Origin of the sequence: Methylorubrum podarium (assembly GCF_022179745.1) — a bacterium.
Classification (GTDB): domain Bacteria; phylum Pseudomonadota; class Alphaproteobacteria; order Rhizobiales; family Beijerinckiaceae; genus Methylobacterium; species Methylobacterium podarium.
Genome location: NZ_BPRD01000078.1, coordinates 1 through 10,164, shown reverse-complemented (window position 1 = coordinate 10,164; position 10,164 = coordinate 1). Strand labels below are relative to the sequence as shown.

Genomic DNA, 10,164 nt, shown 5'->3' with positions numbered 1-10,164 from the left:
TGGCCGAGGGTGTCGTTGACCTGCTTGAAGTTGTCGAGGTCGAGGCAGAGCACGGCGAAGCCGGTGTCGCGCCGGGCCTGGGTGATTGCCCCCTCGATGCGCTCGCGCAGGAGCACGCGGTTGGGCAGGTCGGTCACGGCGTCGTGCCGGGCCATGTGGGCGATGCGGGCCTCGGCGTTCCAGCGCTCGGTCGCCTCCTCGTAGATCGCCACGAAGCCGCCGCCGTCGATCGGCTGGATCTCGATGGCGACGACGCGTCCGTCGGCGAGATGCTGGATCTGGGTCGGCACGGCGTCCGCCCCCATCAGCGCACCGATCTCGGCGACCTGTTCGGCCTCGCTCGAGTCCGACAGATTTTCGGTGATGACGTTCCTGCGCAGAACCTCCAGGGCCGGCATGCCCGGCGTCACGGCGCCGGGGGGCAGGCGGTAGATCTCGTGATAGCGGCGGTTGACCACGAGCAGCCGGTGATCGCGATCGTAGAGCAGGAAGCCGAGAGACAGGGTGTCGAGCGCCGCGTGCAGCCGGGCGACGCGGTCGCTCAAGTCCTCCTCGCGGCGGCGCAGGTTCGTGATGTCGGTCGGCCGCATCGCGACGGTGAGATCGTGGACGAGACGGCGCAGCGTGAGGAGCGCGAGGGCGAGTGCCGCGGCGCCGGCACCCGCGACGAGCAGGGCCCGCGAGACCGGTTCCACGGAAAAGGAGGCGGCGAGCGCGGCGACGGCCAATCCGGCCACGGTCAAGCACAGCCGCAGGCCGGCGCGCTGCACGGATCCGCGCATGGTCACCGCCCCGCTCGGCGGATCCGATTGTCGATCCGCGGCTGCATCACATTCGGCCTGCGCGTGCATCGCTCGCCCGACTTCGTCTCAGTTCCCGGCGAGAATGGCCGCATCCGGTTAAGAGTGCCTACCCGGACTCCAACCACAGATCGTTTTTCTGATGGTCTGCCGATCATTCGGCAATGCAGCGGTGCGGCGCCCGAGCGATCCCGCGCGTCTAAAAAACCTTTCCCCGGGGACGCGTGCGCGCCGGGTCCGAAGCGGCCGGTTCAGAACTTGCCGAGCAGCGGGAATTCCTGGCTCAGCGTCGACTCGGCGGGCAGCGGCGCCTCGCGGCGGCGCGGCTTGCGGTTGAGCACCTGTTTCAGCTTCGTCTTCAGGAGGTTGATGTCGAACGGCTTGAGGATGAAGGCGTCGGCGCCCGCGACGTGGGCGTGGTTGATGTCCTCGAAGTCGAACGAGGTCTCGGTGAGGATGAAGGGCGTGTTCATCAGGCTGTCGTCGGCCCGGATCTCCCGCAGGAGCTGGAGTCCGTCCATCGGCTCCATGGCGAGATCGGAGATGACGAGGGCGTAGCGGCGCTCCCGCATGCGCACGAGCGCCTCGGTGGCGTCCGACACGCCCTCGACGTCCGGGAATCCGAGGCGGGTCATCAACTCGATGATCAGCCGCAGGAGCTTGGGCTGGTCATCGACGATGAGGATGGGAAGCGTGTCGCTCATGGCGTCCGGGATGGTATCTCAACAGGATCTCTGAAGGGCGGGCGGGCAGCCCGCCCGCTCAAACGAACAGATGGTCGATGCCCTGCTTGGCCATCGATTCGGCTTGGAGCGTGACGGCCAGCCCGTGGATCGCGCTGCCCTTCGGCGTGCCCCGCTGCAGCATCGGCAGAAGGCCGGATTTGGCGAAGTGCGGCTCGTTGGCGGGCGTCCGGCTCACCGTAGTGAACGAGCTGACGAAATCCCGCTTGGCGATCTCGCGCCACTCGACGATCTGCACGTCGCGGTGACGCGAATCGGCGGCGATCCGCTGGAAGGTCTCGTTGACCGATTGACGCTCGCCCTCGACGACCTGGATCGCGAAATTCTGGTCGATGATGAGAAAGCTCGTGATCACCGCGAACTCGTTCTTCTTCTGAGCCTGACGTGTGATGTCGCCGATCTGCTTCGCGCGCAGGGCCGGCTCGTTCGAGATGGTCAGGCGCGAGAAGTAGATCAGGTGGACGAGGCTCGTCCTCTTGTTCTTCATGGGTGCCGTCCGACGCGAAAGCTCAGCATCCACCCTACGGCCGTAGCGATAACGGGCCGTAAACACGGCCCCAACCGGCAGAAACTGCCGCATGTTCGGGACGCATCGTCCAATTTTGCCGAGTTCGGGGAGAGGCCACCTCAACAATCTCAGTGGCTTAGCTCTGGCATGCCGATTGCGCTCCGGCATCCAACACCTCGTGCGGCCTTGTGGAGCGAGTGAACGCCATGGACGTCTTTTCCGCGCTTCAGACCGCGGTCTCGGGCCTGAAGGCGCAATCCTTCTCGTTGAGCAACATCTCCGGCAACATCGCGAACTCGCAGACGACCGGCTACAAGCGCATCGATACGGGCTTCGTCGACATGCTCGTCGACAGCAGCAACCCCAAGACCCAGACCGCGGGTTCGGTCGCGGCCTTCTCGGAGCTCACCAACTCGGTCCAGGGCAACAAGGTCTCGACCGGCGTCTCCACCAACATGGCGCTCGACGGTCAGGGCTTCTTCGTGGTGCGCAAGAAGACCACCGACACGGGCGGCGGCGAGAGCTTCTCCACCGCCAACCTCTACACCCGCCGCGGCGATTTCGCCCCGGACAAGGACGGCTACCTCGTGAACGGGGCGGGCTCCTACCTCGTCGGCGCGAGCCTCGATCCGGTGACCGGCCAGACCACCGGCACGGGGCCGATCAAGATCTCCAACGCGATCATCCCGGCCAAACCGACGACGACGATCACCTACTCGGCCAACCTGCCGAAATCGCCGGCCACCACCAACGCCGCCTCGACCAAGGGCCTGCTCTCCGCCTTCAGCGACGGCACCGACGCGCGGGTGACGCCGACCAACGGCGCGACCGGCGGCACCGTGTCCCAGGCCAACGCGCAGACCTTCATCGACAACAGCATCGCCGGCCCGGCGCTGACCGTCTACACCGCCTCCGGCTCCCCCGTGAGTGTCCAGAGCCGCTGGGCGAAGGTGGCCGCCGCCGACACGGCGACCGGCACGAGCGACACCTGGAACCTGTTCACCGCCGACAAGACCAGCGTCACCGGCAACCAGACGAGCTGGACCAATATCGGCCAGGCCTTCACCTTCAGCGCCAGCGGGCAGATGACGGCGCCGACGGGGAGCACGGTCGCGATCAACAACCTGACCGTCGACGACGTCAACGTCGGGACGGTGGCCCTCGATCTCGGCGGCGGCCTGACGCAGTACGCCGCCGCCTCCGGCACGGTGACGACCAACGACCTCAAGCAGAACGGCTACGCCTCGGGCTCGCTGAACTCCGTCGAGGTCGGCGAGAACGGCATCATCAGCGGCAAGTACTCGAACGGCTCGGTGATCGGGCTGGCCCGGGTCGAGGTGGCCCAGTTCGTCAACCCCGACGGGCTGAAGCCGGACTCGCTCGGCAACTACCAGCAGACCGTCGCCTCGGGCGAGGCGATCAGCGGGCTCAAGGACTCGACCCTGGTCGGCTCGAACCTCGAGCAGTCGAATACCGACATTGCGGCGGAATTTTCGAAGATGATCGTTACCCAACAGGCCTACTCTGCCAACACCCGGGTGATGTCGACGGCGCAGACGATGATCTCCGACCTCCTGAACGTCATCCGCTGACCGGTCCCTGAGCGAGGAGAAGCGCCTTGGCCCTCGACGCGTTCAGCACGGCCACCGCCGGCCTGCGGGTCACGCAGGCCCAGATCGGGGTCGTCTCGCAGAACATCGCCAATGTCGGCACGGCGGGCTATGTCCGGCGCACGCTCTCGCCGATCACCTCGGGGTCGGGGAATGCCGGCGTGGCGACCGGCACGGTCGCCCGGGCGCTCGACGCGGCGGCGCTCAAGCAGCTCCGCTCCGAGACGTCGGGCGCGGCCTACACCTCGCTGATGTCCAAGACGCGCACGCAGCTCGACACGCTCTACGGGCGGCCCGGCGACAGCTCGGCGCTGGACGGCGTGTTCAACAACTTCACGCTCTCGCTCCAGACCCTCGCCGCCAACCCGACCTCGACGGCGGCGCGGGCGACGGTCCTCAGCGCGGCCAACGACATCGCCACGCGCATCGGCAGCGCCGCCAACGGCGTCCAGGCCCTGCGCTCGGGCCTCGAGACGCAGCTCTCCATCGACACGAGCAAGGCGAGCGACCTGCTCGCGCAATTGGCCAAGCTCAACACCCGCATCGTCGCGACCTCGGCCGGCGATCCGAGCCGGCCCGATCTGGAGGATCAGCGCGACCAGGCGCTCACCAGCCTGTCGGGCCTGATCGACATCAACGCCGTGACCCAGAGCGACGGCAGCGTGAGCGTGCTGACGAGTTCGGGCGTCACCCTGCTCGATCGTTCGGACGCCGCCTCGCTCAGCTTCGACGGCCGCGGCACCCTCTCGGCCAACGCCCTCTACGATACCGACCCGGCGCATAGCGGCGTCGGCACCATCGTCGCGACGACGCCCGGCGGCGGCAAGATCGACCTGCTCGCCTCCGGGGCGATCCGGTCCGGCTCGATCGCCGCGGCGATCGAGCTGCGCGACACGGTGCTGCCGCAGGCTCAGCGCCAGCTCGACGACCTCGCGGCGGGCCTGTCGCGGGCGATGTCCGACCGCGTCGCCACCGGCACGCCCCCCACCGACGGCACCACGGGCGGCTTCGACATCGACCTGACCGGCCTCTCGGCCGGCAACGCGATCACCCTGACGGTCCAGGACGGCAGCGGCACGCAGCGCAACATCATCCTGATGCCCTCGTACCAGGCGCCGCCGCCCGCGGTTCCGGCCGGGAGCACCGACGACGCCAACGCCACGGTCATCCCCTTCACGATCCCGCAGCCCGGCGCGAGCCGTTCCCCCGCCTCGGTCCGTGACGCGATCTCCGCCGCGCTCGGCGGGGGCTACAGCGTCTCGAGCACGCCGGGCGGCGCGGCGGGGGCGCTGCGGATCCTCTCGACCGGCGGCGCCACCCTGGTGGCGGCGAGCGCCAGCGTGACGCAGGTCACCTCGGCGAGCGACATCAAGGGGTCCGCCACGCAGCTTCCGCTCTTCGTCGATGGTGCGTCCGCCGCGCTCTATACCGGCTCCTTCGACGGCGGCTCGCAGCTCACCGGCTTCGCGCAGCGCATCGCCGTGAACCCGACCGTGGTCGGCAGCGCCGGCAGCCTCGTCGGGATCACCGGGACGGGCGCCGGATCCAGCGTCGGCGACGGGACCCGGCCCCAGGCCCTCTACGACGCGCTGACGAGCACGCAGCGCCTGTTCTCCTCGTCGAGCGGCATCAGCGGCATCGACGCCCCGACGCGGTCGAGCGTCGCGGACTTCGTCCAGGGCGTCATCTCGGTGCAGGGCGCGGCGGCGGCGGCGGCGCAGGATCTCGACGAGGGGCAGAGCATCGCCCTCTCGACGGCGCAGGGCCGCTTCGCCTCCGCCTCGGGCGTCAACATCGACGAGGAGATGTCGAACCTGATCGCGCTCCAGCAGGCCTACGCGGCCAATGCCCGCGTGCTCACCGCCGCCCGCGACATGATCGACACCCTGCTCAGAATCTAGCTGCGGAGCCGCCGATGACCATCTCTGCCTTCGCCGCCGGCACCTATCGCTTCGACCGCCAGTCGGCGAGCCTCGTCAGCATGAAGAACCAGCTCGACGGGCTGGCCCAGCAGCTCTCGACGGGGCGCACCGCCGAGACCTATGGCGGCCTCGGCGTGGCGCGCACGACCAGCCTGAGCGCCCACGCGGCGATCAGCGCGCAGGACGGCTATCTCGCGGCGATCTCCTCGGCCGAGACCCGGGTGAAGCTGACGAGCGCCAGCCTGACCCAGCTCAAGTCGCTCTCCGACAGCACCCGCTCCAACCTCAGCGGCAACATCGCCTCGCGCAACGAGATGCTGCCCGCGACCACGGTCCAGCTCGCCGCCAACAACCTCGCGGCGGCCGTCGATGCCCTGAACCAGCAGGCGGGCGGGGTCTACGTCTTCTCCGGGCGGGCCACCGAGACGGAACCGGTCGTGTCCCAGGACGCCATCATGAACGGCGTTCCGGCAGCGGGCCTGGATGGGCTCAAGGCGCTGATCGCCGAACAGAAGAAAGCCGATCTCGGCCCCGCGGGCAACGGACGCCTGATCCAGGGCACCGGCACCCTGACGGTCAGCCTGTCGGAGGATCCCAATCCGGAGGCACGGGCGAATTTCGGCTTCACCCTGATGGGCGCGTCGAGTTCGAACAGCGCGGCGCTCGGCGCCAACTTCACCGCGGGGGCGAAGCCCGACGTCACCTTGAACTTCGCGCAGCAGCCCGCCGACGGCGCGCAGGTGCGGGTCGTGGTGCAGCTCGCCGACGGCAGCCAGAAGACCCTCGACCTGACGGCCCGCGCGGGCGAAGCCGGGAACGCCGCGGGCGCCTTCGCCATCGGCAGCACCCCGGCGGAGAGCGCCGCGAACCTGAAGCGGGCCCTCGGCGGCGCCGACATCGCCAGCGTGCAGAGCGCGAACCCGCCCGGCGTCACGGCGGCCTTCGCCAACGGGCAGGCCGCCTCGACCTCGTTCACGGTCGGCACCGGCGTCACGGCCGGCGACGCGATCACGCTCAAGCTCGGCCTGCATGACGGCACGACCAGGACGATCACCCTGACCGCCGCCCAGGCGGCGGATCCGACCTCCGCGACGACCTTCGCCATCGGCGCGACGCCGGAGGAGACCACCGCGAATCTCTCGCGCACGCTCCAGAACGCCCTCACGACGGCGGCCGGCACGGAGCTCTCGGCGAGTTCGACCGCCCGCGCCTCGCTCAACTTCTTCGAGGGATCGCCCGTGGCGGGCCTGAGCCCGCGGCGCGTCGCGGCGGACGGCAACGGCTATGCCGAGACCGCGAGCGCCAAGACCGTGATCTGGTACAAGGGCGACACCGCCGCCGACCCGCGGGCGACGGCGACCGTGCAGGCCGGCACCAGCCGGACGGTGGAGATCGGCGCCCAGGCCAACGAGGAGGCGATCCGCCGGACGCTGGCGGGCATCGCTGCGATCGCGGCCGAGAGCTTCACCACCGGGACCGGAACCGTCGACACGGCGCGGTTCGAGGCGGTCTCGACCCGGGCGGCGGGCCTGCTCACCGCGGGCGAGGACCAGCAGAGCCTCGAGCAGCTCGGCACCGATTTCGGCCTCGCGGCCAGCAGCATGGCCAACGCGAAGTCGGTGGCGAACACCACCAAGGCGACCCTGGAGGCCTCCCTCGACGGAGTCGATACGGTCTCGACGGAGGAGGTCGCGGCCAAGCTCCTGAGCCTGCAGACGCAGTTGCAGGCGAGCTACAAGGTCACCTCGATCCTCTCCGAGATGAGCCTCGTCAACTATCTGCGCTGAGCCGGTCGTCTCGGCCGGCAGCCGCCGCTCGGGATGCCGCCCGAAACGAGAGCGGCCCGAGGTTTCCCTCGGGCCGCCCGTGTCATGCCTTGCTCGCTCGTCTTACTCGGCGGCGTCCGGCGTATCGGCCTTCTCCGGAGCGGCCTCGTCCTCGGTGCCCTTGTAGCGGGTCCGGCGACGCCGGGGCTTGGGGGCAGGCGCGTCCTCGGCCGAGGGCACCTCGGCGACGGGGGCCGCCTCGCGCGGCTCCGGCGCGGAGCGCGGGGCCGGAGTCTCGGCCGCAGCCGGCAGCGGAGCGGGATTGCGGGTCGCGGTCATCAGGAAGGCGGGCAGCGCCGACGGGTCGGCGGCCTCGGCCGCGGCGGCACGGTCGCTCGCACGGCCGCGCCCGCGCCGCGGCGCCGGGCTGTCGGGACGCACCGGCCCCTCGGACCGCGGGGCGGCCTCGGCGCGGCTGTCCTGACGCGGTTCGGCCTGACGCGGCTCTTGGCGCGGCTCGACCTGACGCGAATCTTGGCGCGGCTCACCCTGGCGCGCGTCCTGACGCGGCATCTCGGAGGGTTCGCCGCGGCCGTTCTCGAAGCGCGCGGCGTCGCGGCGGTTCTCACGCGGGTTCTCGCGGCCTTCCTGAGGCTGCTGCCCGAAATCCTGCCGGTAATCCTGGCGCCGGTCCTGCCGGTAATCCTGCCGATCCTGACGGGGATAATCCTGGCGGTCCTGGCGTTCGGGCCGATCCTGACGCTCGGGCCGGTCCTGGCGGTCCTGGCGGAAGTCCTGCCGCGGCTCGCCGCGGTTGTAGTCCGGCCGGTTGCCCTCGAACCGCTGGCCCCGGTCACCGCGGTCGTTGCGCTCGTTGCGGTTCTGGAAGCGCTGGTTCCGGTCGTTGCGGTCGCGGCCCTGGTTGCGGCCGTCGAAGTCGTGGCGCTCGAACGGCTGCGGCTGCTGCGCCGGGTCGCCGTACTCGTCGCTGCCGTAGCCGAAGCCCTGGCGGCCGCCCTCGTTGGTCTGGCCCTGGACGGTCTCGTCCTCGCCGTCCTCGTCCTCGTCGAAGCCGTTGCGGGCGTAGCCCTGGCTCGCCTGCGGACGGCCCGGCTCCTGGGCACCGGTGATGATGCGGAAATAATGCTCGCCGTGCTGGAAGTAGTTCTCCGCGGCGATCGGATCGCCGCTCGCCAGGGCGTCGCGGGCGAGCTGCGCGTACTTGTCGGCGATGTGCTGGGCGGTACCGCGGATTTTAACGTCGGGACCGTTCGACTCGTAGGAGCGCGTCAGCGGGTTCGGACCCTTGGGCCGATTGCGACCCCGCATCCGTCGATTCTGGTTTGGTCTCATCGGCCTCGATTGACCCTCGTTACCTGTCGCTCAGTGTGACTGACAGCGCCGGAGCCGTGCTCGCGGACGAGGCGGGCCGGGCGCAGGGCGCCCGAGCGCGCACATCCCGCGATGTTTGCCGCTCGTCCGGTGGCTGCGCTCTGTTCCGGCGCGCCGCGAGACATCCCTCGACTGTCAGGTTCGATCCCACCGAGCCTGGCCGCGACTGCCGGAGCGCGTCCGCTCGATGGTGGGAAGACCGTCCGAAGCCGGAGGACACGGTCAAAACCGATCCTGCCGATACCGTCTTAAAGAGTGCCTCACAAAACTCCCGGAACTCGGAAGCGCCCTTTGGCCGTGGCGGCGCAGCGGGCGTTTTGTGAGAGACGCTCAACGGGCCGTTGGCGGTCTGCATATCTAAGCTAGTGACTGACGCCCTCGACAACAAGCATTTTTTCGTTGCCAGGGCGGCTTATGCCGGATTTCTGCGGGTGTCGCGGCCTTCGCGCCACGCACCGTCCCCGAATCCGCCCCTTCGATCCGTCACCTGCCCGCCAAGGATGGCCGAACCGTGACGACCCGATCGTTGCCGGCGAGATCGCGGCCGACGCTCACATCCGCAAATCCCATGTCCTGCGCGAGGTGCGTCAGCGCACGTCCCTGGTCGTAGCCGATCTCGAGGACGAGGGCGCCGCCCGCGGAGAGCAGGCCGGGCCGCCGCGCGATCGCGAGGAGAATCGCCCGGTAGGCGTCGAGACCGTCGGTGCCGCCGTCGAGGGCGGCGAGCGGATCGTGCAGGCGCACCTCCGGTTCGAGGGTCGCGATGACGGGGGCGGCGATGTAGGGCGGGTTCGAGACGATCAGGTCGAACGGTCCCGCCAGCGCATCGAGCCAGGAGCCGCGCAGGAAGGCGGCCCGATCCCCGACGCCGTTCTCCGCCGCGTTCCGGCGGGCGACCGCCAGCGCGCCCTCCGCCCGGTCGAGACCGATGCCGAGGGCGTTCGGGCGCTCGTGCAGCAGCGCCACGAGGATGCAGCCGGTGCCGGTGCCGAGGTCGACCAGGCGCAGCGGCCGGTTCCGGTCGGGAAACAGGCGGAGTGCGGCCTCGACCACGCTCTCGGTGTCGGGCCGCGGCACCAGCGTCTCCGGCCCGAGGGCGAAGGGCAGCCCCCAGAACTCCCAGGCGCCGACGATCCGCGCGACGGGCTCGCCCGCGAGCCGCCGCGCCGCCGCCCGCTCCAGCGCCTCGGCCCCGGCCTCGCCGATGGCCTCGCGCCCGCGCAGCGTCAGGTCGAGGGGGGTGAGCGCGAGGGCGTGCAGGGCGAGGAAGCGGGCATCCGAGCGGGCGTCCGGCAGTCGGGCCGCTTCGAAGACCCGGACAAGATGGCGCAGGGCGGCTTCGCGGGGGAGGGTCGGCGCGAAATCGGGAGTCATGCCGGACCAAGCACGACGCATCCGCATCCCGTCCCTCTCCCCCACGGAT

The 10,164-nt window shown here is 70.1% G+C and carries 8 protein-coding genes; 3 read left to right on the top strand and 5 right to left on the bottom strand.

Going from position 1 to position 10,164, the window contains the following annotated elements:
- From MFF42_RS04050 to MFF42_RS04040, 3 genes are all read right to left on the bottom strand, one after another.
- A partial coding sequence (locus MFF42_RS04050; protein ID WP_444980413.1) for a PAS-domain containing protein occupies positions 1-851 on the bottom strand: 851 nt, incomplete at its 3' end.
- Between the two features lie 200 nt (positions 852-1,051).
- Positions 1,052-1,504, bottom strand: a complete 453-nt coding sequence (locus tag MFF42_RS04045; RefSeq protein ID WP_238254606.1) for a response regulator — start codon at positions 1,502-1,504, stop codon at positions 1,052-1,054.
- Between the two features lie 58 nt (positions 1,505-1,562).
- Entirely contained in the window at positions 1,563-2,030 is a 468-nt protein-coding gene (locus MFF42_RS04040; protein ID WP_238254605.1) for a BLUF domain-containing protein, read from the bottom strand.
- 227 nt (positions 2,031-2,257) lie between these two features.
- Between MFF42_RS04040 and MFF42_RS04035 the strand changes: the two genes are divergently transcribed.
- The 3 genes from MFF42_RS04035 to MFF42_RS04025 are packed head-to-tail and all read left to right on the top strand — an operon-like array spanning position 2,258 to position 7,370.
- Positions 2,258-3,643, top strand: a complete 1,386-nt coding sequence (locus MFF42_RS04035; protein WP_238254604.1) for a flagellar hook protein FlgE — start codon at positions 2,258-2,260, stop codon at positions 3,641-3,643.
- Positions 3,644-3,669: 26 nt separating this feature from the next.
- Positions 3,670-5,562: a flagellar hook-associated protein FlgK gene (gene flgK / locus MFF42_RS04030; RefSeq protein ID WP_238254603.1), complete on the top strand. Its 1,893-nt coding sequence runs from the start codon at positions 3,670-3,672 to the stop codon at positions 5,560-5,562.
- A 14-nt stretch (positions 5,563-5,576) separates the two neighbouring features.
- Positions 5,577-7,370, top strand: a complete 1,794-nt coding sequence (locus MFF42_RS04025; RefSeq protein ID WP_238254602.1) for a flagellin — start codon at positions 5,577-5,579, stop codon at positions 7,368-7,370.
- Between the two features lie 102 nt (positions 7,371-7,472).
- Here the strand turns inward: MFF42_RS04025 and MFF42_RS04020 are convergent, their stop codons facing one another.
- The gene (locus tag MFF42_RS04020) at positions 7,473-8,678 is read right to left on the bottom strand and encodes a DUF4167 domain-containing protein (protein WP_238254601.1); all 1,206 of its coding nucleotides are present in this window, start codon (positions 8,676-8,678) and stop codon (positions 7,473-7,475) included.
- A 546-nt stretch (positions 8,679-9,224) separates the two neighbouring features.
- Positions 9,225-10,115: a peptide chain release factor N(5)-glutamine methyltransferase gene (gene prmC / locus MFF42_RS04015; protein ID WP_238254608.1), complete on the bottom strand. Its 891-nt coding sequence runs from the start codon at positions 10,113-10,115 to the stop codon at positions 9,225-9,227.
- Positions 10,116-10,164: the final 49 nt, after the last annotated feature.

Excerpts from the sequence above, each read along its gene's own strand:
- MFF42_RS04040 (WP_238254605.1), bottom strand. The coding sequence starts at position 2,030 with ATGAAGAACAAGAGGACGAGCCTCGTCCACCTGATCTACTTCTCGCGC.
- MFF42_RS04020 (WP_238254601.1), bottom strand. The coding sequence starts at position 8,678 with ATGCGGGGTCGCAATCGGCCCAAGGGTCCGAACCCGCTGACGCGCTCC.
- prmC (WP_238254608.1), bottom strand. The coding sequence starts at position 10,115 with ATGACTCCCGATTTCGCGCCGACCCTCCCCCGCGAAGCCGCCCTGCGC.
- MFF42_RS04025 (WP_238254602.1), top strand. The coding sequence starts at position 5,577 with ATGACCATCTCTGCCTTCGCCGCCGGCACCTATCGCTTCGACCGCCAG.
- MFF42_RS04035 (WP_238254604.1), top strand. The coding sequence starts at position 2,258 with ATGGACGTCTTTTCCGCGCTTCAGACCGCGGTCTCGGGCCTGAAGGCG.
- MFF42_RS04045 (WP_238254606.1), bottom strand. The coding sequence starts at position 1,504 with ATGAGCGACACGCTTCCCATCCTCATCGTCGATGACCAGCCCAAGCTC.